At 72.0% G+C, this 25,677-nt stretch carries 22 protein-coding genes and 1 pseudogene; 19 read left to right on the top strand and 4 right to left on the bottom strand.

Features of this window, described 5'->3' with window-relative positions; all coding sequences use genetic code 11:
- Positions 1–357: 357 nt before the first annotated feature.
- Entirely contained in the window at positions 358–651 is a 294-nt protein-coding gene (locus ACLBYE_RS19395) for a hypothetical protein (protein WP_056530937.1), read from the top strand.
- Between the two features lie 63 nt (positions 652–714).
- Here ACLBYE_RS19395 and ACLBYE_RS19390 read toward each other — a convergent pair whose 3' ends face one another.
- Positions 715–1,377 carry a ribonuclease H family protein gene (locus tag ACLBYE_RS19390; protein WP_020094902.1) on the bottom strand — a complete coding sequence of 221 codons (663 nt, stop codon included), beginning with the start codon at positions 1,375–1,377 and terminating at the stop codon, positions 715–717.
- A 275-nt stretch (positions 1,378–1,652) separates the two neighbouring features.
- Between ACLBYE_RS19390 and ACLBYE_RS19385 the strand changes: the two genes are divergently transcribed.
- Positions 1,653–2,864 (top strand): MFS transporter, encoded by a 1,212-nt coding sequence (locus ACLBYE_RS19385; protein ID WP_447695410.1) that lies wholly within the window; start codon positions 1,653–1,655, stop codon positions 2,862–2,864.
- An 86-nt stretch (positions 2,865–2,950) separates the two neighbouring features.
- Here ACLBYE_RS19385 and ACLBYE_RS19380 read toward each other — a convergent pair whose 3' ends face one another.
- Positions 2,951–3,361 (bottom strand): group III truncated hemoglobin, encoded by a 411-nt coding sequence (locus tag ACLBYE_RS19380; RefSeq protein ID WP_447695409.1) that lies wholly within the window; start codon positions 3,359–3,361, stop codon positions 2,951–2,953.
- Between the two features lie 190 nt (positions 3,362–3,551).
- On the opposite strand from ACLBYE_RS19380, the gene ACLBYE_RS19375 reads away from it, so the two are divergent.
- The 3 genes from ACLBYE_RS19375 (at position 3,552) to ACLBYE_RS19365 (ending at position 8,536) form a co-directional block, all read left to right on the top strand.
- Positions 3,552–4,637: an efflux RND transporter periplasmic adaptor subunit gene (locus ACLBYE_RS19375; protein ID WP_447695408.1), complete on the top strand. Its 1,086-nt coding sequence runs from the start codon at positions 3,552–3,554 to the stop codon at positions 4,635–4,637.
- Complete coding sequence (locus ACLBYE_RS19370) at positions 4,634–7,747, top strand: efflux RND transporter permease subunit (RefSeq protein WP_447695407.1); 3,114 nt, start codon at positions 4,634–4,636, stop codon at positions 7,745–7,747. Before ACLBYE_RS19375 ends, ACLBYE_RS19370 begins: the two co-directional genes overlap by 4 nt.
- 246 nt (positions 7,748–7,993) lie before the next feature.
- Positions 7,994–8,536: a TetR family transcriptional regulator gene (locus tag ACLBYE_RS19365; RefSeq protein WP_447695406.1), complete on the top strand. Its 543-nt coding sequence runs from the start codon at positions 7,994–7,996 to the stop codon at positions 8,534–8,536.
- A gap of 176 nt (positions 8,537–8,712) precedes the next feature.
- Here ACLBYE_RS19365 and ACLBYE_RS19360 read toward each other — a convergent pair whose 3' ends face one another.
- Entirely contained in the window at positions 8,713–10,410 is a 1,698-nt protein-coding gene (locus tag ACLBYE_RS19360) for an IlvD/Edd family dehydratase (RefSeq protein ID WP_447695405.1), read from the bottom strand.
- Positions 10,411–11,061: 651 nt separating this feature from the next.
- On the opposite strand from ACLBYE_RS19360, the gene ACLBYE_RS19355 reads away from it, so the two are divergent.
- The 10 genes from ACLBYE_RS19355 to ACLBYE_RS19310 all read left to right on the top strand — a co-directional run bounded on the left by ACLBYE_RS19355 (position 11,062) and on the right by ACLBYE_RS19310 (position 21,106).
- Positions 11,062–11,805 carry a CDP-diacylglycerol diphosphatase gene (locus tag ACLBYE_RS19355; RefSeq protein WP_447695404.1) on the top strand — a complete coding sequence of 248 codons (744 nt, stop codon included), beginning with the start codon at positions 11,062–11,064 and terminating at the stop codon, positions 11,803–11,805.
- Between the two features lie 425 nt (positions 11,806–12,230).
- Positions 12,231–13,250: an ABC transporter substrate-binding protein gene (locus tag ACLBYE_RS19350; protein ID WP_447695403.1), complete on the top strand. Its 1,020-nt coding sequence runs from the start codon at positions 12,231–12,233 to the stop codon at positions 13,248–13,250.
- Positions 13,247–13,999 (top strand): succinate dehydrogenase/fumarate reductase iron-sulfur subunit, encoded by a 753-nt coding sequence (locus tag ACLBYE_RS19345; RefSeq protein ID WP_447695402.1) that lies wholly within the window; start codon positions 13,247–13,249, stop codon positions 13,997–13,999. The genes ACLBYE_RS19350 and ACLBYE_RS19345 overlap by 4 nt, the downstream gene beginning before the upstream one ends.
- Positions 13,996–14,325 (top strand): succinate dehydrogenase membrane anchor, encoded by a 330-nt coding sequence (locus ACLBYE_RS19340; protein WP_020094913.1) that lies wholly within the window; start codon positions 13,996–13,998, stop codon positions 14,323–14,325. The genes ACLBYE_RS19345 and ACLBYE_RS19340 overlap by 4 nt, the downstream gene beginning before the upstream one ends.
- The gene (locus tag ACLBYE_RS19335; protein WP_447695401.1) at positions 14,322–14,699 is read left to right on the top strand and encodes a succinate dehydrogenase, cytochrome b556 subunit; all 378 of its coding nucleotides are present in this window, start codon (positions 14,322–14,324) and stop codon (positions 14,697–14,699) included. The genes ACLBYE_RS19340 and ACLBYE_RS19335 overlap by 4 nt, the downstream gene beginning before the upstream one ends.
- A 30-nt stretch (positions 14,700–14,729) precedes the next feature.
- On the top strand, positions 14,730–15,602 hold the full coding sequence (locus tag ACLBYE_RS19330) for a fumarate hydratase (RefSeq protein WP_447695400.1): 873 nt from the start codon (positions 14,730–14,732) through the stop codon (positions 15,600–15,602).
- Between the two features lie 261 nt (positions 15,603–15,863).
- On the top strand, positions 15,864–16,475 hold the full coding sequence (locus tag ACLBYE_RS19325; RefSeq protein ID WP_010685105.1) for a fumarate hydratase C-terminal domain-containing protein: 612 nt from the start codon (positions 15,864–15,866) through the stop codon (positions 16,473–16,475).
- The gene (locus tag ACLBYE_RS19320; protein ID WP_447695399.1) at positions 16,472–18,196 is read left to right on the top strand and encodes an L-aspartate oxidase; all 1,725 of its coding nucleotides are present in this window, start codon (positions 16,472–16,474) and stop codon (positions 18,194–18,196) included. The genes ACLBYE_RS19325 and ACLBYE_RS19320 overlap by 4 nt, the downstream gene beginning before the upstream one ends.
- Positions 18,197–18,208: 12 nt before the next feature.
- A complete protein-coding gene (locus ACLBYE_RS19315) occupies positions 18,209–19,834 on the top strand; it encodes a thiamine pyrophosphate-binding protein (protein WP_447695398.1) in 1,626 nt (541 codons plus the stop codon).
- 267 nt (positions 19,835–20,101) lie between these two features.
- Positions 20,102–21,106, top strand: coding sequence for an ABC transporter substrate-binding protein (locus ACLBYE_RS19310; RefSeq protein ID WP_447695397.1), 1,005 nt, complete (start codon positions 20,102–20,104; stop codon positions 21,104–21,106).
- A 17-nt stretch (positions 21,107–21,123) separates the two neighbouring features.
- Here ACLBYE_RS19310 and ACLBYE_RS19305 read toward each other — a convergent pair whose 3' ends face one another.
- The gene (locus tag ACLBYE_RS19305; RefSeq protein WP_447695396.1) at positions 21,124–21,870 is read right to left on the bottom strand and encodes a sulfite exporter TauE/SafE family protein; all 747 of its coding nucleotides are present in this window, start codon (positions 21,868–21,870) and stop codon (positions 21,124–21,126) included.
- Positions 21,871–22,209: 339 nt separating this feature from the next.
- Here ACLBYE_RS19305 and ACLBYE_RS19300 point away from each other — a divergent pair, with 339 nt between their 5' ends.
- The 4 genes and pseudogenes from ACLBYE_RS19300 to ACLBYE_RS19285 all read left to right on the top strand — a co-directional run.
- Positions 22,210–22,527: a UxaA family hydrolase gene (locus ACLBYE_RS19300; RefSeq protein WP_020094921.1), complete on the top strand. Its 318-nt coding sequence runs from the start codon at positions 22,210–22,212 to the stop codon at positions 22,525–22,527.
- 7 nt (positions 22,528–22,534) lie between these two features.
- Positions 22,535–23,815, top strand: a complete 1,281-nt coding sequence (locus ACLBYE_RS19295) for a UxaA family hydrolase (protein WP_447695395.1) — start codon at positions 22,535–22,537, stop codon at positions 23,813–23,815.
- A gap of 166 nt (positions 23,816–23,981) precedes the next feature.
- Complete coding sequence (locus tag ACLBYE_RS19290) at positions 23,982–25,346, top strand: C4-dicarboxylate transporter DctA (protein WP_020094923.1); 1,365 nt, start codon at positions 23,982–23,984, stop codon at positions 25,344–25,346.
- A gap of 12 nt (positions 25,347–25,358) precedes the next feature.
- Positions 25,359–25,677: pseudogene (locus tag ACLBYE_RS19285) on the top strand (3-phosphoglycerate dehydrogenase); the annotation flags it as partial.

Raw genomic sequence — 25,677 nt, 5'->3', positions numbered from 1 at the left:
CTGCATCTGCGCGACGGTCTCCCGGGCAACCTTCAGCAGGGCCGGATCCGGCGCGGTCGTGGGCGCGGGCTTCGGGGCCGGTTGTGCCAGTGCCGCCGCGATCGGGAAGGAGGTCAGGCACAGACCGACGACGAGGGCAGAGAAGCGCATGGCGGTCCCGTTCACGAGCGCCGCGCGGTCCACAAGGCCGCGCGGCCGGTCCGGGTAGCTACCACAGCTCCGAACAGGATCGATGACAGCGCCGGATCGCCCGGCGCCGCGTCGAGCGCGGCGACCCCTGAACCCGGTGTGCCGATCAGCACCGAGATCCGGCGGTTGCGGGCTCATGGTGTCCGCATCGAGGAATGGGAGGTCACCATGCGTCAAACGTTTCTGCGGACCGGCGGTGCGGCGGCCCTGGTCGCTCTGGCACTCTGCGCCACCCCGCCGGCCGCTCAGGCGCGCGGCATCGGCGTCGGCGGCGCCGTGGCGCTGGGTATCCTCGGCGGCGTCGTGGCCGGCAGCGCCATCGCGTCCGCCAACAGCGGGTACTACCCGGGTCGCCCCGTCTACGCCGCGCCCGACCCGTACGGCGCCTGCCACTTCGAGCGCCGCGCGTACATCGATCCGTACGGGTACGAGCACGTTCGGCGGATCGAGGTCTGCGAGTAGGCCGAGCTCCGTCCCGGAGATCGCGGAACGGCGACCCGGCGTCGCCGCGCGCGTCCTCGCCCGCTAGGCCCGGCCTGATCGCAGGCGTGCGACCTCGCTCGGCCCGATCTCCAGATAGAAGCGGATCGCATCGTCGACGAGAGCGTCGGGCGTGACACCCGCCGCCTTCGCGGCCCGAGCGACCTGGAGGCCGAGCGCGAGGTCGATCCGCAGGTCGGCGCCCCGGCTCGACGGCGCCGGTGCGGCGGTCGGGGCCGGTACGGGCGCGGCGCTGCTCCGCGACTCGAGCTTGCCGAGCTTCGCTTCGCGACGGCCCCTGTGGACGAGCGCGTCGGCGCGCTCGTTGAGGCGGTCGCCGGCATGTCCCCGGACCCAGGTCCACTTCACGTCGCGCGCCGCGTTCAGTTCGTCGAGGCGCTTCATGAGATCGACGTTCTTCACGTCACCCGTGGTCGAGCGCCAGCCCCTCGCCTTCCAACCGCGCATCCACTCGGTCACCGACTTCACGACGTACTGGCTGTCGCACCGCATCTCGATCGCGGCCCCGGCGGGGAAATGCTCGAGACCCTTGATCGCGGCCGTCAGTTCCATCCGGTTGTTGGTCGTGGTGCCGGGCTCCCCGCCGCACAGCTCGATCGTGCCGTCCGGGGCCGCGATGACGACGCCCCACCCCCCCGGCCCGGGGTTCGGGTCGCAACCGCCATCGGCATAAACGATCGTTCGCATCGTGGCGTCAGCCCTCTCGTACGGGTGGTCGGTGGACGGGCGCCATCGAGGCCCGACATCGGCCGACCGATGGTCGCCCCGGCCCGAGCCGGCATCGCCGGCGAGCGCGGCGGCACCTCTAGCACCGATCGCGCGCCGCGGCAGGGCCGGGTGAGGCGCGCGTCGGCGAGCGAGCGGTGTCCCGAAGGCCCGCGCCGACGGACGGGCTCGGTGCTGGCGACGAAGGCGCATTCGTGTGAAACGCGCCGCACGGACGGAGATCGATGTGCGCCGGAATGGCTGAGGATGGGATTGCCGATTCGGGCCGCGCCTGGCGTCGGCTCGCCGCGGCGACGGCGCTCGGCACGGTCGGGGGCGTCGGCATGTGGTCGGTCGTCGTCGTGCTGCCCGCGGTTCAGGCCGAGTTCGGGGTCGATCGGGCGGCGGCCGCCCTGCCCTATACCCTCACGATGCTCGGCTTCGCGGTCGGCGGCCTCCTGATGGGCCGGCTCGCGGACCGCATCGGCATCGTGCCCCCGCTGGTCCTCGGCACCGTCTGCCTGGCCCTCGGCTACGGGCTCAGCGCCCTCGCGACGAACCTCTGGCAGTTCGCCCTCGTGCACGGCGTGCTCGTCGGGGCGCTCGGCAGCTCGGTCGCCTTCGGACCGCTGATGGCCGACGTGTCGCGCTGGTTCTGGCGCCGGCGGGGACTCGCCGTCGCGCTGTGCGCGTCCGGCAATTACCTCGCGGGCACGCTCTGGCCGCCGGTGGTGGAGCGCGCGGTCCACGCGTACGGCTGGCGCGCGACGCAGGCCGGCATCGGCCTGTTCTGCCTCGTCGCCATGCTGCCCCTCGCGCTGGCGATGCGGGGCCGGCCGCCACGGGCCTCGGCGACGCGCGCGGCCGGTCCGCAGGCCGTGACGACGCTGTCGCCCGCGGCGCTGCAGGGCCTCCTCGTCGTGGCCGGCACCGCGTGCTGCGTGGCGATGGCGATGCCGCAGGTCCACATCGTGGCGTACTGCAGCGATCTCGGGTACGGCGTCGCCCGCGGCGCGCAGATGCTGTCGCTGATGCTCGGCTTCGGCATCGTCAGCCGGGTCGCGTCGGGCTTCGTCGCCGACCGGATCGGCGGTCTCGCGACGCTGCTGGCCGGTGCGCTGCTGCAGGCGGCGGCGCTCGCGCTCTACCTCGCGTTCGACGACCTGACCTCGCTCTACGTAATCTCGGCCCTGTTCGGCCTGTTCCAGGGCGGCATCGTGCCGGCCTACGCGATCATCGTGCGCGAGTACCTCCCGGCCGAGGAGGCCGGGGCGCGGATCGGTGCGGTGCTGATGGCGACGCTGGCCGGCATGGCGCTCGGCGGCTGGCTCACGGGGGCGATCTTCGACGCCACCGGCTCCTACCGTGCGGCGTTCGTCAATGGGCTCGCCTGGAACGCCGTCAACGTGGCGATCGTGCTGTGGCTGATCCACTGCCGGCGGGCGCGCACGAGTCCGGCCGCGCTCTGAGGATTCCGGACCCGCCCCCCGGGATCTCGGGCCGTCCCGCCGGTCGCGGCTTCGCGCGCGTCTCACGCGTGCGCCTTCCCCGGGGATCACGGCGCGGCAGATCCCGCCGCCGGCGCGGGCGAGACGTCTGGCCGGAAGAACAGGCCCGCCTTCAGGCTGTCGCCGATGCGGTGCGCGCGCTCGATCAGGAGGGCGGCAGGCTCGGGGGAGAAATGGGCGGAGGCCGTCTCCCCGAACAGGTCGAGCCACCGCGCGAAGTGCTCGGGCTGGAGGCGGCCCAGCGCGAGATGCTTGCCGAACGGGTTGCCCTTGTACCGGCCTGACTTGAAGAGGACCGAGGACCAGAACGCCCGGACGGTCTCCATGTGCCGGGGCCAGTCCGGGTCGGGGATCGCCGCCGCGAAGACGGGTCCGATCAGCGCATCGCCGCGCACGCGGCCGTAGAAGGCATCGAGAAAGCGGGCGAGGCTGGCTTCGTCGAGCGCGACATCGGGCATGATCGTGAGATGCCGGCAGACCCCGCTCTCTTCAAGGGGATCGGACGGCCGCCGGATCGGCAGCCGGAGGAGACAGCGCGCGCGTCAGCCCTCGGCCGGTGCTGGCCGCTGCCGCCATTGACGGCGATGTCGCGCCCAAATAAATGATGATCATAATTTTTCTGGCGATCGGCTTGGACGGGGTTCGGTGATGGACGCGCGATGGGTGATCGGGTTCGCCGGCTTGGCACTCGCGGCATGCTCGCCGGCCGAGACCGCCGTCACGCCGGAGCCGCCGCTGGTGCAGACCGTCGCGGTCGCGCCCGCCTCGGCGGCGGTGGCGCGCTACACCGGCGTGATCCGGGCGCGCACCGAGAGCAACCTCGGCTTCCGGGTCGGCGGAAAGATCTTCGAGCGCCTCGTCGACCCGGGCGACCACGTACGCCTCGGCCAGCCCCTGATGCGCCTCGACCGGACGGACTTCACCCTGGCCCTCAACGCGGCCCGCGCCTCGGTCGAGGCGGCCCGCGCGCAGATGATCAAGGCCAGGGCCGACGAGGAGCGCAGCCGCAAGCTCGTCGGCGACGGCTGGACCTCGAAGCAGACCTACGACCAGAACAAGGCGGCCGCCGACGCCGCCATCGCCCAGTTCGCCAACGCCGAGGCGCAGGCGAGCCAGATCGCCAACCAGGCCGGCTATTCCGAGCTCCAAGCCGATGCCGACGGCGTCGTGATGGAGGTGCCGACCGAGCCGGGCCAAGTCGTCGCCGCCGGGCAGACGGTGGTGAAGCTCGCCCGCGACGGCGCGCGCGAGGCGGAGGTGTTCCTGCCGGAGGGGAGCCGGCAACGCGCGAAGGGCACGGCGTCGGCCACCCTCTACGCCGAGGGCGAGACGACCTACCCGGCCAAGCTCCGGGAATTGTCGGCCACGGCCGACCCGGCGACCCGCACCTACCGCGCCCGCTACATCCTGTCGGGCGGGGGCGAGACCGCGCCCCTCGGGGCGACCGTGACGCTCCAGCTGATCCCTGCCCAGGGGCAGGCGCGGGCTTCGGTGTCCGTGCCGCTGGGGGCCCTGTTCGACCAGGGCGGCGGCTCGGCCGTCTGGCGCTACGACGCCGGGACCCAGACCGTCGCGGCGCAACCCGTCACCGTCGCGCGCCTGTCGGAGGAAACCGCGGAAGTCGCCTCGGGCCTGATGCCCGGTGACCGGATCGTCGCGCTCGGCGCCCATCTGCTGAGAGCGGGCGAGAAGGTCCGTCAGGCCGACGCCAGCGTCGTGGAGGCCGGCCGATGACCGCCTCCGGCTTCAACCTCTCGGCCCTGGCGGTGCGCGAGCGCGCCGTCACGCTGTTCCTCCTGCTCGCCGTCACCGCGGCCGGGATCTTCGCCTTCGAGAAGCTCGGGCGCGCCGAGGACCCGACCTTCACGGTCAAGACCATGGCGGTCTCGGCCGCGTGGCCCGGCGCGACCACCGACGAGATGCAGCGGCAGGTCGCCGACCCGCTGGAGAAGCGGCTGCAGGAGCTCGTCTACTACGACCGCGCCGAGACGACCGTCCGCCCCGGCCTGATGCTGATGAAGGTCTTCTTCAAGGACAGCATGCCGCCGGCCCGGCTCCAGTCGGAATTCTACCAGGCGCGCAAGAAGCTCTCCGACCAGGCCTCCGGCCTGCCGCGCGGCGTGCTCGGGCCGCTGTTCAACGACGAGTTCTCGGACGTCTACTTCGCCCTCTACGCGCTCCAGGCCCAGGGGCTGCCGCACAGGGCGCTCGTGCTCCGCGCGGAGGAACTGCGCCAGCGGCTGCTGCGCGTGCCCGGCGTCGAGAAGATCAACATCCTCGGCGAGCAGGCGCAGAAGATCTTCGTCGAGGTCTCCTACCAGCGCCTCGCGACCCTGGGCATCACCGGCCAGCAGCTCCTGGCGGCGCTCGCCGACCAGAACGACGTGACGCCGGCCGGCTTCGTGGAGGCCGACGGCCCGCGGGTCTACCTGCGCCTCGACGGCGCCATCGACGGCCTCGACGCGATCCGCGACCTCCCGGTGGCGGCCGGCGACCGCAGCCTCAAGCTCGGCGACATCGCCGAGGTCAAGCGTGGCTACGAGGACCCGAAGACCTTCGCGATCCGCAACGACGGCGCGCCGGCCCTGGTGCTGGGCCTCGTGATGAAGCCGGGCTTCAACGGACTCAGCCTGGGCGAGGCGCTGAACGCCGAGGAGGTCGCGATCCATCGCGACCTCCCGACCGGCATCACTTTCACGAAGATCACCGACCAGGCGAAGGTGATCGACGACGCCATCCACGAATTCATGGTGAAGTTCTTCACCGCACTCTCGGTGGTGATCTTCGTCAGCCTCGTGGCGCTCGGCTTCCGGGTCGGCATCGTGGTGGCGCTGGCGGTGCCACTCACCCTCTCGGCCGTGTTCGTGGTGATGATGATCACCGGCCGCGACTTCGACCGCATCACGCTCGGCGCCCTGATCATCTCGCTCGGGCTCCTCGTCGACGACGCCATCATCGCCATCGAGATGATGGTGGTGCGCATGGAGGAGGGCGCCGACCGGGTCTCGGCGGCGACCTATGCCTGGAGCGCCACCGCCGCGCCGATGCTGACCGGCACGCTCGTCACCATCGCGGGCTTCCTGCCGGTGGGCTTCGCCGCTTCAACGGCGGGCGAGTACGCGGGCAACATCTTCTGGGTGGTGGCCTTCTCGCTGATCGTCTCGTGGATCGTGGCCGTGACCTTCACGCCCTACCTCGGCGTCAAGCTCCTGCCGAACATCGAGACGGTCGAGGGCGGGCACGCCGCGATCTACGCCACGCGGAACTACCAGCGCCTGCGCCGGGTCGTGCGGCTCTCGGTTGACCACAAGTGGATGGCCGCCGGCATCACCGTGGCGCTGTTCGCGGCGGCCGCGGTCGGCATGGGCAAGGTCGAGAAGCAGTTCTTCCCGAACTCGGAGCGCTCCGAACTCATCGTCGAGGTGACGCTGCCGACCGGGTCCGCCTTCGCGACCACCGAGGCCAGCGTGAAGAAGGTCGAGGCGGCCGTGCGCGCGCTGCCCGAGGCGGGCGAGATCACGAGCTATATCGGCCAGGGCATGCCGCGCTTCGTGCTCTCGTTCGACCCGGAGCTGCCCGACCCCGCCTTCGCGCAGATCGTCGTCCAGACCGCCGATTCCCACGCCCGCGACGTGCTGCGCGGCAAGGTGCGCCGTCTCGTGGACGACGGCCGCTTCCCCGAGGCGCGGGTGCGGGTGCTGCAGATCGTGTTCGGGCCGCCGGTGCGCTTCCCCGTCGCCTTCCGGGTGGTCGGGCCCGACCTCAACGTCATCCGCGGCATCGCCGCGGAGGTGCGCGACGTCATGATGGCCAACCCCAACATGCGCCTCGTCCATCTCGACTGGGGCGACAGGACGCCGACCCTGCACCTCGCCCTCGACCAGGAGCGCCTGCGCCTGATCGGCCTGACGCCGAAGGAGGCCGGCCAGCAGCTGCAGAGCTACCTCAACGGCACCCCGGCGACCCAGGTGCGTGAGAACCTGCGCTCCGTGGACGTGCTCCTGCGCAGCCCCGGCCCCGAGCGCCGCTCGCTCGGCGACATCGGCGACCTGACTCTGGCCACGCGGGACGGGCGGCAGGTGCCGCTCTCCCAGGTCGCGCACCTGGAGAGCCGCAACGAGGACGCGGTGCTCAAGCGCTACAACCGCGAGACCTATATCCGCGTGCAGGGCGACGTGATCGACGGCAAGCAGCCGCCGGACATCCACGCGCAGATCGTCCCCGAACTCGCCGCCATCAAGGCGAAGCTGCCGCCCGGCTACCGCATCGACACGGCCGGTTCGGTGGAGGAGAGCGAGAAGGCGATGACGGCGCTCGTCACGGTCTTCCCGCTGATGCTGATCGTGACCCTGACGGTCATCATGCTGCAGGTCCGCTCGTTCACCACGATGTTCATGGTGTTCGCGACCGCGCCGCTCGGCCTCGTCGGGGCGGTCCCGACGCTGCTCGTCTTCCACCAGCCCTTCGGCTTCAACGCGATCCTCGGCCTGATCGCGCTGTCCGGCATCCTGATGCGCAACACGCTGATCCTGGTGGACCAGATCCACCACGACCGCGCGGCGGGCCTGTCGGACTACGAGGCCATCGTCGAGTCGACGGTGCGGCGGGCCCGACCGGTGATCCTGACGGCCGCCGCCGCGATGCTCGCCTTCGTCCCGCTGACCCACTCGGTGTTCTGGGGGGCGCTGGCCTACGTGCTCATCGGCGGGGTCGGCGTCGGGACCCTGCTGACCCTGCTGTTCCTGCCGGCGCTCTACGCCCTCTGGTTCCGGGTGGCGCGGGACGCGCGCGCGACGCGGACCGCACCCGGCCCCGCACCGGTGCCCGTGCCGGCCGAGCCCTGACCCGGCCTCACCCCACCGATGCCCCGCTCGGGGCATCCCGCGATCGCGCGCTCGGGTCCCGGGCGCGCGGTGCATCGACCGGCCCGCGCTTCGCCCCCTCGCGCGGGCCGGTCGGCAGCCCTGAACGGCCGCCGCGGCGCGGCCGCGAAGCCCCTCTCCGCCCGGCCTCGGGCATCCGCGGCTCGCCGTCCCTTCAATAAATGACATCTCGCATCTATGTGAGGAGGCGGAGCGGAGGACGGTACGATGCCAAGGGTCTCGCAGGAGCAAGCCAAGCTGAACCGCCAGCGCGTGGTCGAGGTCGCCTCGGCCCTGTTCCGGGAGCGCGGCCTGCACGGTATCGGCGTCGTCGACATCATGGCGGCCGCGGGCCTGACCCATGGCGGCTTCTACGGTCAGTTCGCCAACAAGGATGCCCTCGCCGCGGAGGCGTTCGACGCGGCGATCAGTGCCGAGTACCGGGCCAACCTCGACGCCTTCATCGAGAACTACCTCTCCCTGGGGCACGTCCGCGCGCCGGGGAGAGGTTGCCCCGTCGCGGCGCTGGTGAACGACGTCGGGCGCGAGCCGCCCGGAAGCGCCCTGCGGGCGCGGTTCACCCAGGGGGTCAAGGGGCTCGCCGCCCTCATCGCGGACAGGCTGCCCAGAGCGTCGAAGGAGCGCCGCCGGCAGCGCGCCCTGATCGCGCTGTCGACCATGGTGGGGGCGGTGGTGCTGGCCCGGGGCGTCGACGACGAGGCCCTGGCCGGGGAACTGCTCGAGGCGGCGCGCTCCACGATCCCGGGCTGAGCCGGTCCGACGCGGCACCCGGCTCGGGCCGCCTCGCCGCCGGGACGGGAGCGGGCGACGCGACGGCCCCAGATGCCGCGACGGCGCGCGCGGCCCGCGGTCGGGCGGGCCGCGGGTTTCGGATCGACGGTGTCCGTCACGGCCGTCCGGCGCGTCCGGACGGAGGGTGCGGGCCGTCAGCCCTCCGCCTTGGCGAGGAAGTCGAAGTCGCAGCCCTCCGGAGCCTGCGTGACGCTGCGCCGGTAGAGCGCCTTGTAGCCCCGGGCCGGAGCCGGCGGCGGCCGGTGGTCGGCGAGCCGGCGGGCGATCTCGTCCTCCGCGACCAGGAGATCGACGCGCTTGTCCCGGATCGACAGGCGGATGCGGTCGCCGTCGCGCACCGCGGCCAGCGGTCCGCCCACCGCGGCCTCCGGGGCCACGTGGAGGACGATCGACCCGAAGGCCGTGCCCGACATCCGCGCGTCGGAGATGCGCACCATGTCCTTCACGCCCGCCTGCGCCAGCTTCTTGGGGATCGGCAGGTAGCCCGCCTCCGGCATGCCGGCCGCGTGCGGGCCGGCATTCTGCAGGACGAGGATATCGCCGGGCGCCACGTCGAGCGCGGGGTCGTCGATGCGCGCCGACAGGTCCTCCAGGCCGGTGAACACCACCGCCCGGCCCTCCGACTCGAACAGGTCGGGCGTCGCCGCCGCGCGCTTGAAGATCGCCCCGTCGGGCGCGAGGCTGCCGGACAGGGCCACCAGGCCGCCGACCGGCGACACGGGATCCGCCGCGGTGCGGATGACCGCGCGGTCGACCCAGGCCTCCGGCTCGTCCAGGCGCTCGGCGAGGGTCCGGCCCTCCACGTCCACGGTGTCGAGATGGAGGAGCGGGCGCAGTTCGCGCAGGAGCGCGCCCATGCCGCCGGCGGCGTGGAAGTCCTCCATGTAGCCCTGCCCCACGGGCTTCAGGTCGACCAGCACCGGCGTCTCGTCGGAGATCTGGTTGAAGCGCTCGGGCGAGATCCGGATGCCGAGCCGCCCGGCGATGGCGGTGAGGTGCACGATGGCGTTGGTCGAGCCCGACACCGCCATCAGCACGCGGATCGCGTTCTCGACCGACTTCTGCGTGATCACCTGGGAGGGCCGGATCCGCGTCTCGATCAGCCGCACCGCCGCGCGGCCGGTCTCCTCGGCGGCCACCAGCCGGTCGGAATGCACCGCCGGGATCGCCGCGGTGCCCGGCAGCGACATGCCGAGCGCCTCGGCGATGCACGCCATGGTCGAGGCCGTGCCCATCACCGCGCAGGTGCCGGCCGTGACGGAGAGCCGGCCCTCGACCTCGGCGATCTCCTCGGCATCGACGGTGCCGGCCCGGTACTTGGCCCAGAAGCCCCGGCAATCCGTGCAGGCGCCGAGCCGCTGGCCCTTGTGGCGGCCGGTCGACATCGGGCCGGTGACGAGCTGGATCGCCGGCAGGTCGGCGGAGGCCGCGCCCATGAGCTGGGCCGGCACGGTCTTGTCGCAGCCGCCGATCAGCACCACCGCGTCCATCGGCTGGGCGCCGATCATCTCCTCGGTGTCCATGGCCATGAGGTTGCGGTACATCATGCTGGTCGGGTTGAGGAAAACTTCGCCGAGCGACACGGTCGGGAACGGCCGCGGCAGGGCGCCGGCCGCCAGCACGCCGCGGGAGACCGCCTCCACCAGCTCGGGCATGCCCCGGTGGCAGTTGTTGAAGCCCGACGGCGTCATGGCGATGCCGACCACCGGCTTGTTCAGAAGGCCGACCGAGATGCCCATCGAGCGCGCGAAGGAGCGGCGCAGGTAGCGGGCGAAGTCGCGGTCGCCGTAATTGGTCAGGCCGCGGTCGAAGCCGTGCGGTTCGTCGGTCATGGTCGTCTCCTCGCGTGGGCGGCCCGGGTCGCCCCGGCCGTCCGGTCTGTCTCAGCGGTCGCCGGGCTCCCGGCTCCCGGACCGCGCGTCGAGCCGGTCCTCGCGCGCGTCTTCCCACCCCTGTCGTTCGCGCCGCGTTCCCGGCGGAGCGCCGCCGGATCGGTTGCGGCCGCCGACGGCATCGGGGTGCGGACAGGCATGTCCCAGTCCGGCGCCGATGACGAGGCCTCTCGAGGCATGGCCCATCGGATAGGTGTCCGAGAAGGGGCCGCGCGGGATCCGGAGCGCGAAATGCGCGGCGGCGTCACCGCGTCCGGTGCCGGGCCCCGCGGCGGCGCCCGCGTTCCGCACGATCCGTCCGGCGTTGCATCCGTAGCGGGACAGAGATCGCTCAGGCGGCGGGCGATCTGTAAGACGGTTCCGGCGCCGGCGGCCCCGGCGCTTCGCGGCAACGGGCTACCGGGTCACGTCATGGATTTGCGCAGAGCCGCGGTCGGGCTCACCCGTCAGGTGCGTGACGCCGTCCGCGGCCGACCGGGTACCGCGTCACCGTGCGGTTCGACGGGGCGCGCGAGGACCGGGCTGTCGCGGCGATCGCTGGGCCTCCTTCTCGTCCTCGCGGCGACGGCCGTCTGGCTGGCCATAGCCCTCGTGCCCAACCTCCTCGGGAAGGGCGGAGCCCTGTGGGCGATCGTGCACGGCGCGTGCGTCCCCCACGCGTTGCGCGGACAGGGCCCCGCGCCGTGCAGCCTGGTCGACCTGGAGGGCGGGGTCGAGAAGGGATACGCCATCCTCAAAGACCTCCGCGGGCGGGCGCAGTTCCTCCTGATCCCGACGGCGCGCATCACCGGCATCGAGAGCCCCGTGCTCCTCCAGCCCGGCACGACGAACTACTTCGCCAAGGCGTGGCGCGCCCGAACCTTCGTGGAGGAGCGTCTCGGCCATCCGCTCGACCGGCGCGACGTCAGTCTCGCGGTGAACTCGCGGCTGCGGCGGACCCAGGGACAGCTGCACATCCACATCGACTGCGTCCGCCGGGATGTCCGCGACACCCTTCGCCGCCTCGCACCCACGATCGGGGATCGCTGGGCGCCTCTCGCGGAACCGCTGGTCGGTCGCCCGTACCGGGCGATGCGCGTGCTCGGCGAGGATCTCGGCACCGCGGACCCGTTCGACCTGCTGGCGCGCGACGACGGCGCGCGCTCGGCCATGGGCGAGCACGCCCTGGCTGTCGTGGGCGCCGAGTTCCCGGGCGCGAAGCCGGGCTTCGTGCTCCTGGACGGTCTGGTGACCAGCCGCTTCGGCAAGGCGTCCAACGGCGAGGTCGTGCAGGACCACACCTGCGCCGTGGCGGCGGAGTCCGCGTCGAGTGGGCTTCGGCCGCTGGAAGACTGACGCGGTCGGATCCGGTTAACGCCGGCTCGGGCTGCGCGGTGCCGGCCGCGGGCCGCATTCCGGCCGGCCATCGCGCGAGCAACGTCGCGGCGGCCGCGGCGCCCCCTCAAGTCTTATAAATGACCTTAAATCTGGGCCGACGCCCGCGGTGGGGCGGGTAGACCCGAGACAAGGGCCGACACTGACGCGTGCCAAGTCGGCATTCACCGCGACGAGAGCGACTGCGGGAGCCGGTGGCACGCCGCCCATCCACCGCCGGTCCCATCGCGCACGGGGCGTCTCGGTGCAGCCACCGGGAGGGCGTCATCCAAGTCATATATATGACACATGAATGTTGACAGGCCTTCCCGGGGGCGTATCCTCGATCCGACGCCGACGAGGTCGCGGACTTCGCAAGATCGGCGCGCAGACAGGTGAGGAGCGCCATGACGGCACGGAGCATCATCCGGCTCGTCGGGACGGTCGCGGTCCTATGGGGGGCGCTCGGCGCCGCCCGGGCCGAGGTCTCGACCGTGCGGCTCGCCAAGCAGTTCGGGATCTCCTACCTGCCGCTCACCGTGATGGAGGAGGAGGGCCTGCTGGAGAAGCAGGCGAAGCAGCGCGGGCTCGACGTCAAGGCCGAGTGGATGCGCTTCACCGGCGGCTCGGGGATGAACGAGGCCCTGCTATCCGGCAACCTCGACCTCGCCTCCGGCGGAGTCGGCCCGTTCCTGACGATCTGGGGCCGGACGCAGGGCAATCTCAAGGTCAAGGGCGTGTCGGCGCTGAACGCGATGCCGCTCTGGCTGGTGACCATCAACCCGGCGGTGAAGGCGATCACGGATTTCGGGCCGCAGGACAAGATCGCCCTGCCGACCGCCAAGACCTCGATCCAGGCCATCACCCTGCAGATGGCCGCCGAGAAGGCCTTCGGGCCGGGCCAGCAGGCCAAGCTCGACCCGCTCACCGTCTCGATGGGGCACCCGGACGCGCAGACCGCCATGATGGGCGGCCGCTCCGAGATCACGGCCCATTTCGGCTCGCCGCCCTTCCAGGAGATGGAGCTGAAGGACCCGCGCGCCCGCAAGGTGCTCGACAGCTACGACGTGATGGGCGGCCCCCACACCTTCAACCTCGTCTGGGCGACCAGCCGCTTCGTCACCGAGAACCCCAAGGTCACGGCGGCCTTCCGGGCGGCGCTGGAGGAGAGCCTCGCGCTGATCCGCGACGACCCGGCCCGGGCCGCCGCCCTGTGGATCAAGGCCGAGGGGGCGAAGATCTCGCCCGAGGAGGCCGTAGCGATCATCCGCGCGCCGCAGAACGCCTGGACCACCAAGCCCGAGCGGATGCTCGCCTACCTCGCCTACATGAACCGGGCCGGGCTGGTCTCGGCCAAGGCCGACAGCGAGAGCGAGCTGTTCTTCCCCGATCCGAACGCCGGCGCCCCGAAGGAGGCCAACCGGTGACGGCTCCCGTCGGCCACGCGGCCGTCGACCCGGGCGCAGGCGAGACGCTGCGGGTGCATGTCCGGCGCGGCGAGACCGTCGCGGACTACGCGGTGCCGCGCCGGGCCAACCAGACGGTGCTCGACGTCGTCACCGAGATCCAGCGCGACCAGGACCCGACCCTCGCCTACCGGTTCGCCTGCCGGGTCGGCATGTGCGGCTCCTGCGGCATGACGGTGAACGGGCGCCCGCGCTGGACCTGCCGCACCCGGGTTGCCGCCGTGGCGCCGGACGGGGTGCTGACGCTCGAGCCCCTGCGCAACCTGACGGTGGTGAAGGACCTCGCGGTCGACATGGAGCCCTTCTTCGAGAAGTGGCGCCGGGCCCACGGCTTCTTCGAGCCGGGCGAGAACCCGCCCGAGGATTTCGCGGTCGTGGAACCGGAATCCGCCGCGCGCCGGGAGGTCGATGCCGGCATCGAGTGCATCAATTGCGGCGTCTGCTACGCCGCCTGCGATCTGGTGACGTGGAACCCCGACTATCTCGGGCCGGCGGCCCTCAACCGGGCCTGGACGCTGGTCAACGACGTGCGCGACCGCGACCGGGATCGGCTCGCCGCGGTGGCGGGCGATGCCGGCTGCCACTCCTGCCACAGCCACATGAGCTGCACCGAGCACTGTCCGAAGGGACTGAGCCCCACCTTCTCGATCGCCGGCCTCAAGCGCGAGACCGGCAAGGCGGCGCTGCGCCGGTTCTGGAGGCGCGGATGAGCCCGCTCCTGTACCTCGCCCAGCGCGGCACGGCGGCGATCCTGGCGGTCACGGTCGCGGTCCATCTCGGCACGATCCTCTACGCGGTGCGCGGCGGGCTCACGGCCGGCGAGATCCTGGGCCGGACGCAGGGCAACCTCGCCTTCCTGCTGTTCTACGCGGTCTTCGTTCTGGCCGCCGCGATCCACGCGCCGATCGGCCTGCGCAGCGTCCTGCGCGAGTGGACCGGCTGGCGCGGCCGCTCCCTCGACGTCGCCATGATCGCCCTCTCGGCCCTGCTCGCCGGGCTGGGCCTGCGGGCGGCACTCGCGGTGTACGCGGCATGAGGACCGCCCCCAGCACGGCCGGGCGGACCGGCATCACCCGCGCGTCCCTGCGCCGGCCCGGCTTCGCCGCCGCGCTGATCCACCGGCTCTCGGGGATCGCCCTGGCGCTGTTCCTGCCGATGCACTTCATCGCGCTCGGCACCGCACTCCAGGGTGCCAACCGGCTGGAGAGCTTCCTCGGCCTCACCCATAACGGCCTCGTCCGGACGGCCGAATGGGGCCTCGTCTGCGCGCTCGCCGTCCACATGGCGCTGGGGCTGCGCGTGCTCGCCATCGAGTGGCTGCGCTTCCGCGAGCGCAATGCCCGCGTCGTGGCGGGCTGTCTCGCGGCCGCCTTCGCGGTCGGCCTGCTGTTCCTCCTCAGCGGGGCCTGATCCCCCGTCCGTCACCAGCGGAGACCCGCCATGGATCTCGACATCCGCGAATTCGAGGAGGTCTGCCGCGACCTCTACGTCCGCGCCCTGAAGATCCTGCCGCCCGACATCAAGGCGGGCTTCGCCGACCTGCAGCGGACCGAGACCAGCGCCACCGGCCGCGCCATCCTCGACACGATGGTGGAGAACGTCGCGGTCGCGGAGCGCACGAAGAATATCCTCTGCCAGGATACCGGCATCCCGATCTACAACGTCGTGATCGGCGCCGGCGTGCGCGTCGACGGCGCCGCCTTGAAGGCCGCGATCCGGCGCGGCTGCGAGCGGGCCACGAAGGAGTTCTCCTTACGCTCCTCGGTGGTCCACCCGATCACCCGCAGGAACGAGCAGACCTCCTGCGGCATCCGCGTGCCGATCATCCACGTCGACTTCGACGACCGGCCCGAGACCGTGGCGGTCGAGATGATCCCGAAGGGCTCCGGCTCCGAGAACGGCTCGTTCCTGCAGATGCTGCTGCCCTCCGACGGGATCGGCGCGGCCAAGCGCTTCGTCATCGACCGGGTCATCGAGCTGGGCGGCCGGGTCTGCCCGCCGACCATCGTGGGCGTCGGGCTCGGCGGCACCTCGGACCTGTGCATGCACCTCGCCAAGGTGGCGGCGACCCGGCCGCTGCGCTCCGTCTGCTCCGATCCCGAGGGCGCCCGGATCGAGGCCGAGCTGTCGCGGGCCGTGAACGAGCTCGGCATCGGCCCGCAGGGGCTCGGCGGCCGGTCCACGAGCTTCGCCGTCCATGTCGAGCTCGCCGCGACCCACATCACCCAGAACCCGGTCGCGGTGAACATCCAGTGCCACTCGGCCCGCCGCGCCCGCGCGACGCTCACGCCGGGCGGCATCGCGTTCGAGTGAGCGGCGATGCTCCGGGTTAGCCGTGGATCGATACGCTTCGCGACGGGGGCGCGGGTCCCCTGTCCCGCTCGGGAGAGGGACAGGGTGAGGGGTGCGACCTCGCCGGAAGGACCTGATCCCTCACCCCAACCCTCTCCCGTTCGGGAGAGGGGACCCGTTGCGTTACGCACAAGCCGATCCGTGAACATCCGCGGCGGCAGCGGAAGCGGACTCCGGGCGCCCGGAGACATCGCACCACGCCTTTGACCTGAGGAGTACCCCGTGGCCCACCACGTCCTCGACATGCCGGCCACTGAGCCCGAGATCCGGGCGCTCCGGATCGGCGACACCGTCACCCTGCGGCGCTGGCTGTTCGGCATCCGCGACGCGACCCTGATCCACATGTTCGACCGGGACCGCCGCACCCGGCTCGACCTCGACGGCCACGCGGTGATCCACACCGCGCCGAACGTCCACCGCGTCCCGGTCTCCAACGAGGCGCCGGTCGGCTTCGCGCCGTTCTGCATCGGCACCACCACGTCGATGCGCATGGAGCGCTTCACCGACGCCCTGATGGAGCGCGAGGGCGTGCGCCTCATCGTCGGCAAGGGCGGCATGGGTCCGGCGACCCTCGACGCCTTCGCGCGGCGCGGCGGCGCCTACCTGGCGATCGTCGGCGGCGCGGCGGCGCTGGAGACCACCTGGATCGAGACTATCGTGGACGTCGATCTCGACGACCTCCACCCCGAGAGCCTGTGGCAGTTCGCGATCCGCGATTTCGGGCCGCTGCTGGTCGGGATGGACTCGCACGGCGGCTCGCTCTTCGCCGACGTGCAGCGCGACGTGGCCGCCCGGCGCGACGCCGTCATCGCCTCCCTCGAGGACGCCCGATGAGCCCCGCGCAGGTCGAGACCGACATCCTGATCCTCGGCTCCGGCGGGGCCGGGCTGTTCGCCGCGCTCCACGCCAAGAAGGTCGCGCCGGACCTCGACGTCACCGTCGCGGTGAAGGGGCTGCTCGGCAAGTGCGGCTGCACCCGCATGGTCCAGGGCGGCTACAACGTGGCGCTGGCGCCGGGCGACTCGGTCGAGCGGCACTTCATGGACACGATCGAGGGCGGCAAGTGGCTGAACGACCAGGCGCTCGCCTGGACGCTCGTCACCGAGGCGCAGGTGCGGATCCGCGAGCTGGAGACCGAGCTCGGCTGCTTCTTCGACCGCAACCCGGACGGCAGCGTCCACCAGAAGGCCTTCGCGGGCCAGACCTTCGACCGGACGGTGCACAAGGGCGACCTCACCGGCATCGAGATCATCAACCGCCTGTCCGAGCAGGTCTGGCGCCGGGACGTGCGCCGCCTGGAGGATCACCGCGCCCTGGAACTGATCCCGGCCCGGGACGGATCGGGGCTGGCGGGCGTGCTGATGCTCGACATGCGCACCGGCGAACCGAAGCTGGTGCGGGCGAAGGCCGTGCTGCTCGCCACGGGCGGCGGCCCGACCATGTACAAGTACCACACGCCGTCGGGCGACAAGTCCTGCGACGGGCTCGCCATGGCGCTGCGCGCCGGGCTGCCGCTGCGCGACATGGAGATGGTGCAGTTCCACCCGACCGGGCTGCTCGCCGGCGCCGGCACCCGCATGACCGGGACGGTGCTGGAGGAGGGCCTGCGCGGGGCCGGCGGCTGGCTCCTCGATTCCACCGGCCAGCGCTTCATGGAGGCCTACGACCCGCGGGCCGAGCGGGCGACCCGGGACGTGGTCAGCCGCTCGATCATGCGGCGGCTGCGCGACGGCTTCGCCACGCCGAGCGGGGGCGTCCACATCCAGATGAGCCATCTCGGCCCCGAGGACGTGCGCCGCCGGTTCAAGGGCATGGTCGAGCGCTGCGCCGATTGCGGCTTCGATCTCGCGGGCGGCCTCGTCGAGGTCATCCCCACGGCCCACTACATGATGGGCGGCCTCCAGTTCGCGGTCGACTGCACCACCGCGCTGCCGCGCCTCTTCGCGGCCGGCGAGGATACCGGCGGCGTCCACGGGGCGAACCGGCTGGGCGGCAACGGCGTTGCGAACTCCACGGTGTTCGGGGGGCTGGCCGGCCAGTCCATGGCGCGGGCCGTGACGCGCGAGGGCCGCCTCGCCGACCCGGACCCCGCCGCCATCGAGGCGGGCCTCGCCCGCGCCTACGGCCCGCTCGGCCGGCCGGCGGAATCGCTGCCGGAGATCCGCGAGGCCCTCTACGAGACGATGTGGGCCGATGTCGGCATCCTGCGGGACGCGGCCGGCCTGACCCGGGCGCTCGCCACCCTCGACGGGCTCTCCGACGCGGTCGCCCGGGCCGGCGCGCCGGACGGCGACCGCCGCTACGCGCTCACCTGGATGGACCGGCTGAACCTCGAGAACCTCGTGCTGGTCTCGCAGGCGGTCGCCCGGGCGGCGCTCGCCCGCACCGACAGCCGCGGCGCCCATTTCCGCGAGGATTTCCCGGAGGCCTCGGACCTCGCGAGCTCGCACTTCACCGTGGTCCGCCAGCGCGGCGGGGCGCTCGACCTCGCGATGGAGCCGGTGCACTTCACCCATGTGCGGCCCGGCGGCTCGCTCCTCGACGCCGCCGCCTGAGGAGAACCCGCCATGCAGACCCTGCGCGGCGCCGACATCGTGGCCCGGACCCTGGAGGCGCTCGGCGTCACCCGGATCTTCACCCTGTCGGGCAACCACATCATGCCGGTCTTCGACGCGCTGCTCGAGACCGGGATCAGCCTCGTCCACGTCCGCCAGGAGGCGGCCTGCGTCCACATGGCCGATGCCTGGGGCCGGCTGACCGGCGAGGTCGGCGTCGCCCTGGTGACCGGCGGGCAGGGCCACACCAACGGCGCGGCGGCGCTCACCACGGCGCTCGCGGCCGAGTCGCCGGTCCTGCTGCTCTCGGGCCATGCCGGCCTGTCGGAGCTCGGGCGCGGCGCCTTCCAGGAACTGGACCAGGCCGACATCGCCCGGCCGATGACCAAGGCCGCCTGGACCGCCGGGTCGGTCGCCGCCCTCGGGCCGGACCTCGCCCGGGCCTTCCGGATCGCCCGGGAGGGGCGGCCCGGCCCGGTCCATCTCAGCCTGCCGGTCGACCTGCTGGAGACGGCCGTCCCCGCCGTCTCGGTGCGGATCCCGGACCGGGCCGCGGCCGCCATCCGGGCCGCTGAGCCGGCGCCGGATCTCGTGGCCGCCCTGCTCGCCGCCCTCGCCGGTGCGGAGCGGCCCCTCGTCGCCTGCGGCCCGGCCCTGTGCGACGCCTCCGGCCGGGCCGCCCTGGCGGCTTTGGAGGAGACAATCGGCCTGCCGGTCGTCGGCATGGAGAGCCCGCGCGGGGTCAACGATCCGGCGCTCGGCGCCTTCGCCGAGGTCCTGGCGCGGACCGATCTCCTCGTGCTCCTCGGCAAGCCGCTCGACTTCACCCTGCGCTTCGGCGCGGCCCCTGCCCTCGCGCCCGACTGCCGCTTCGCCCTCGTCGATCCCGATCCGGCGCTGCTGGCCCGCGCGCCGGCCGACCGCCTCGCCGTCTCAGGGATCGCCGATCCGCGGCCGGTGCTGGCGGCGCTGACCGCCCGCGGCACCGCCCTCCCCCGCCGGGACGCCTGGCACCGGGAGGCGCGGGCCGCCCTCGCCCACCGGCCGCCCGCCTGGGCGGATTTCCGCGGGACGGGTCAGCGCCTGCACCCGGTGGAGCTGTGCCGGGCGGTCGACGCCTTCCTGGAACGCCACCCCGACGGCACGCTGATCTGCGACGGCGGCGAGATCGGCCAATGGCCGCAGGCCCTGGTCCGCGCCGGGCGCCGGCTGATCAACGGCGTCTCGGGCACGATCGGCGCGTCGATCCCCTTCGCGATCGCCGCCGCGCTGGAGCGCCCCGGCGCCCCGGTGGTCGCGGTGCTGGGCGACGGCACCTTCGGCTTCCACATGGCCGAGTTCGACACCGCCGTGCGCTATCGGATCCCGTTCATCGCGGTGGTCGGCAACGACGCGCGCTGGAACGCCGAGCACCAGATCCAGCTGCGCAGCTACGGCCCCGAGCGGACGCGCCACTGCGACCTGCTCCCGACCCGCTACGACGCGGTCGTCCAGGCCCTCGGCGGCTTCGGGGCGCTGGTGACCGAGGCGGCCGAACTTCCGGCGGCGCTGGAGGCAGCCCAGGCCAGCGGCCTGCCGGCCTGCATCAACGTGATGATCGCGAGCGTGGCGGCGCCGGTGATCCGCCGCCCCGGCTGAGGAGAGCGGTCTCAGCACACGGCATGACCGTGGTGCCGTCTCTGCCGAACGGGGCGCGGGTCCCCTCTCCCGTGCGGGAGAGGGACAGGGTGAGGGTCGAGAACGTTCAGAAAAAGGCTGGGCCTGTCGGCGCGTCGATGGCGGGCTCAATCCTGAACTTTCTCATCCCTCACCCCAACCCTCTCCCGCTCGGGAGAGGAAGCAGGTCGCGCCCGCGACGTGCGTCGGCGCGACGGTCGCGGACCTTGGGCTCAGGGAGGAGATCTCATGCGCAGACGCGACGTTCTGGCCGGGGCCGCGGCGCTCCTGGCGAGTCCCGTCCCGGGGCGGGCCGACGAGGTCGGCGCGGTGGCGATCGCCCGCCAGCCGAGCCTCGGCCACCTGCCGCTGATGCTGATGGAGGAGCAGGGCCTGCTCCAGAAGGCCGCGGCCGCCCGCGGCGTGGCGGGACTCCAGGCGCGCTACCTCACCCTCGCGGGCGGCGCGGCGATGAACGACGCCCTGCTCTCGGGGACGATCCAGTTCGCGGCCGGCGGCGTGCCGCCCCTCGTGCTGCTCTGGTCGAAGACCGAGGGCACCGCCATGGCGGTGAAGGGCGTGGCGGCGATGAACAGCATGCCGCTCCTGATGAACACCAGCAATCCGAAGGTGCACCGGCTCGCCGACTTCACCGACCGGGACAAGATCGCGCTCCCCGCCGTCAAGGTCTCGGTCCAGGCGATGTTCCTGCAGATGGCCGCCGAGAAGGAGCTCGGCGCAGGCCGCCGCAACGACCTCGACCGGCTCACCGTCACGCTCTCGCATCCCGACGGCATGGCGGCGCTCCTCGGGGGCAGCGAGGTGACGGCCCACTTCACCGCAGCGCCGATCCAGGAGCTGGAGCTGCGCCGGCCCGGCATCCGCACGGTGCTGAACAGCTTCGACGTGCTGGGCGAGCCCTCGACCTTCAACGTGGTCTGGGCGTCCTCGGCCTTCGCGGGCGCCAACCCCCGTGTCGTCGCGGCTTTCGACGCCGCCCTGGACGACGCGCTCGCCGCGATCACGGCCGATCCGTCGGAGGCGGCGCGCGCCTACGTGCGGCTCGCCCGCGACGGGAGCGATGTCGGGCTGATCACCGAGATCCTGAAGGACCCGCAGGTCTCCTTCACGGCGACGCCCCGGGCGGTCGGAAAGGTCGCCGACTTCATGGCCCGCACCGGCACGATCCGCCGCCGGCCGGAGAGCTGGAAGGACCTGTTCTTCGCGGGCGTCCACGACAAGGCGGGCAGCTGACGCCCCGCCGGCCGCGCTCAGTTCTGGAGCAGGCCGGGCAGCGCCAGGGCCGTCGTGGTCAGGCCGATCGCGGCGAGCAGCGCGAGGACGAGCGCGCGGAAGCGGCGCTGGTCGATCCGGGCGAACAGCGCGAGCCCGGCGAGCACGCTCACCAGCACCACCGGCAGCGCCAGGGCGAGGTCGCCGACGAGTTCGGGCGGCAGCGGATCGAGATAGAGGAGGATCGCCAGGGCCCAGACCTGCATCACCAGGGTGAAGGACTGGTAGACCGCCCGCTGGGTGCGCGGGTCCCAGCCGCGCACGAGGCTCCAGGCCGTCGGCAGGGCTCCGGACAGGCCGGCGATGCCCCCCAGCACGCCGCCGAGGAAGCCGATCGCGCCGTCGCTCCAGCGGTTGCCGAAGCCGACCCGGTAATCGGCGCGCAGCAGGGCGACGCCGCCGCTGTAGAGGACCAGGAAGGCGCCGATCGCGACCTTGATGAAGCGCGGGTCGAGATCGTGCAGCAGGTGGATGCCGATCGGCGCGCCGACGAGGCCCGGCAGGATCATCGCGAAGGCGGTGCCGCGCGGCGGCCAGGTCCGCAGGCGCAGGATCGAGATCACCTGCGAGAGGATGCTGCAGACGAGCACCAGGGCGGTCGCCTCGACGGGCGTGCGGATCGACAGCAGCGTGCCGGAGGCGATCAGCGCGAAGGCGAAGCCCGTCAGGCCCGAGATCACGCCGGCGCAGCCGACGCACAGGATCAGGAGCAGCGTCTCGTTCACCGGGCGCACCCGGCCCGGCCGATGCCATCCGCGCGCGCACCCGCCATCCTCGTCCTCCCGGCCCGCGTCCCGCCAGGCGGGCTCTGTTGTCCATATATCTTATATAAGACTGGTCCGACCGGGCAAGGCGCATGCCTCTGTGACGCGACAGGATTGGCCATCCGGATCCGGCCTGCGGCCTTCATCTCTCACAAGGGATGGAGGAGATCGCTCAGTGCCGTTCCCGAACCGAAGAAATCACCCGCCGCCCGCGATCGGCCGTTGACGTCGGACGCCTCATTGATCTTATATAAGACTAGTCGCCGCCAAGAAGCCGACGACGCAGATCAGGAGGACCGCATGAGCAGCCACGCCGCGTCCGGCGCGGGGCGCCGCAAGCCGCATCTTCTCGCCCATTCCCCCCAGGACAACGTCGCCGTCGCGGTGATCGAGGGCCTGAGCGCGAGCACCGACGCCTTCGGGGTGGTCACCGAGAACGACAGCACCTTCGAGGTCCATGTCCGCCACGACATCCCGATCGGCCACAAGGTCGCGCTCACCGACCTGAAGGCCGGCGACACGGCGATCAAGTACGGCCAGGACATCGGCAAGGTCATCAAGGACGTCGCCAAGGGCGAGCACGTCCACGTCCACAACGTCAAGACGAAGCGCTGGTGAGGTGACGATGTTCAAGGAAGCCGCTCAGCTCGAACACGAGATCGCCACCCCCTTCGTCGGCGGTGCGCCCGATCAGTTCGCCACCAAGGCGCTCGCGACCGAGCGCGCCTCGGAGAACTACACCTCCGCCACCTTCATGGGCTGGCGCCGGGAGAACGGCCGGGTCGGCGTGCGCAACCACGTCGTGCTCCTGCCGCTGGACGACCTGTCCAACGCCGCCTGCGAGGCGGTCGCCAACACCATAAAGGGCACGATGGCGCTGCCCCACGCCTACGGCCGGCTCCAGTTCGGCGAGGATCTGGACCTCCACTTCCGCACCCTGATCGGCATCGGCTCGAACCCGAACGTCGCCGCCGTCGTGGTGATCGGCATCGAGGACCAGTGGACCAACCGCGTGGTCGAGGGCATCGCCAGGACCGGCAAGCCGGTCGTCGGCTTCGGCATCGAGGGCCACGGCGACATCGCGATCGTCGCCAAGGCGAGCTACCAGGCCAAGCGCTTCGTGCAGTGGGCCACCGAGCTCCAGCGCGAGGAATGCCCGATCGCCGACCTGTGGGTCTCGACCAAGTGCGGCGAGTCCGACACCACCACCGGCCTCGCCTCCTGCCCCACCGTCGGCAACATGTACGACAAGCTGATCCCGCACGGGATCTACGGGGTGTTCGGCGAGACCTCGGAGATCACCGGCGCGGAGCACCTCTGTCGCGAGCGGGCGATCAGCCCGGAAGTCTCCGACAAGTGGTACACGATGTGGAAGGCCTACCAGGACGACGTGATCGAGGCGCACAAGACCGACGATCTCTCGGACTCGCAGCCGACCAAGGGCAACATCGCGGGCGGCCTCACCACGATCGAGGAGAAGGCGCTCGGCAACCTCGAGAAGATCGGCCACGAGTGCCGGTTCATCGACGCGCTGCAGCCCGCGGAGGCGCCCGCCAAGGGGCCCGGCCTGTACTTCATGGACACGTCCTCGGCGGCGGCCGAGTGCGTGACCCTGATGGCGGCGGCCGGCTACGTGGTGCACACCTTCCCGACCGGCCAGGGCAACGTGATCGGCAACCCGATCGTCCCGGTGATCAAGATCACCGGCAATCCCCGGACCGTGCGGACCATGGGCGAGCACATCGACGTCGACGTGTCGGGCGTGCTCACCCGTGAGATGACGATCCCGCAGGCCGGCGACGCGCTCATCGACATGGTGGTGCGCACCGCCAGCGGCCGGCTCACGGCGGCCGAGTCCCTCGGCCACCGGGAATTCGTGATGACGAAGCTCTACCGCAGCGCCTGACGCGGAGATCGGCGGCTCACAAGTCGCGGACTCACGAGTCCCCCGCCCGCGGACCGCGATCCGGTCCGCGGGTGCAGCCCCGACGCCACGGGGTCAGGACCACGAGGGAGCGCGCGACCGCGGGCGAAACCGCGGCGGCCTCCGTCCCGTCATTCTGGAGGAACGCATGAGGCTGCTTCGGTCGATCTACGGCCAGGTTCTGCTCGGCATCGCGCTGGGCATCGGCGTCGGCGTGGTCGCGCCCGACTTCGCGGTGGGCTGCAAGATCCTCGGCGACATGTTCATCAACCTGATCAAGATGATCGTCGCCCCCGTGATCTTCTGCACCGTCGTGGTCGGCATCGCGCATGTCGGCGACATGAAGAGCGTCGGCCGGATGGGCCTGAAGACCATCCTGTACTTCGAGGTCGCCACGACGGTGGCGCTCGCCGCGGGCCTCCTGTTCGTCAACCTGCTGCGGCCGGGCGACGGCGTGAACGCCACGGTCGACAGCCTCGACGCCAAGCTCGTCGCCGGCATCGCCGGCAAGGCCCACGCGCAGTCGCCGATGGAGATCGTCGCCAACATCATCCCGCACAGCGCGGTCGACGCCTTCGCCAAGGGCGACCTGATCCAGGTGATGTTCTTCTCGGTGCTGGTCGGCATGGGGCTCGCGATGCTGGGCCGGCGCGGCGAGTTCCCGCTGAAGGTGGTCCACGCCTTCGGCGACGTGCTGATGAAGGTCGTCGGCCTGATCATGCACTTCGCGCCGATCGGCGCCTTCGGGGCGATGGCCTTCACCATCGGCAAGTTCGGGCTCGGCATCCTCGCCCAGTACGGGATGCTGATCGTCTCCCTCTACCTGACCTTCATCGTGTTCATCGCGGTCTTCCTCGGCGGCGTGATGCGCTTCTACGTCGGCCTGAGCCTGTGGAAGCTGTTCCGCTACAGCCGGGAGGAGCTGTTCATCCTGCTCGGCACCACGAGCTCGGAATCGGTGCTGCCGCGGATCATGGCCAAGCTCAACGGCCTCGGGGTCGACAAGAGCGTCACCGGCCTCGTGATGCCCGCCGGCCTGTCCTTCAACATGGACGGCTCGTGCATCTACCTGACCATGGCGATCGGCTTCATCGCCCAGGCCCTCAACGTGCCGCTGACTTGGGAGCAGGAGCTCGGCATCCTCGCCATCGCGCTGGTGACCTCGAAGGGCGTGGCGGGCGTGGCCGGCGCCATCCTGTTCGTGCTCGCCGCGACGCTCCAGGCCTCGCAGCTCCTGCCGGTGGCGGGCATCGCCCTGATCATCGGGGTGGACCGCATCCTGAACGAGCTGCGCTGCGTGACCAACGCGGTCGGCAACATGGTGGCGACCCTCGTGATCGCCCGCTGGGAGGGCAAGATCGACCTCGCCCACGCCCGGGCGGTGCTCGACGGCCGCATCACCCCGAACCTCGACCTCCTCGACGACGAGGACGAGGCGGCGGACGCGATCCCCGCCCGCGAGCCGGCGGCGGCCTTGCGCCGCCCCCTCCCCGCTGCCGTGCCGGCGACCTGAGAAGGATCCTCCATGCCCAAGGTCATCATCAGCGAGTTCATGGACGAGGCCGCCATCGCGGCCGAGCTCGCCGGCCTCGACGTGCAGTACGATCCGGGCCTCGTCGACCGGCCCGCGGACCTCGCCGCCGCCGTGGCCCGGGCCGACGCCCTGATCGTGCGCAACCGGACCCAGGTCCGCGGCGCCCTGCTCGACGCCGCCCGCGACCTCAAGGTCGTCGGCCGGCTCGGCGTCGGCCTCGACAACATCGACGTCCCGGCCTGCCGGGATCGGGGCATCGCGGTCTACCCGGCGACCGGCGCCAACGACGGCGCGGTCGCCGAGTACGTGG

It is taken from the genome of Methylobacterium sp. A52T (genome assembly GCF_053346095.1).
The sequence above is the reverse complement of the archived record's forward strand: the minus strand, read 5'-3'. Positions and strand labels throughout refer to the sequence as shown.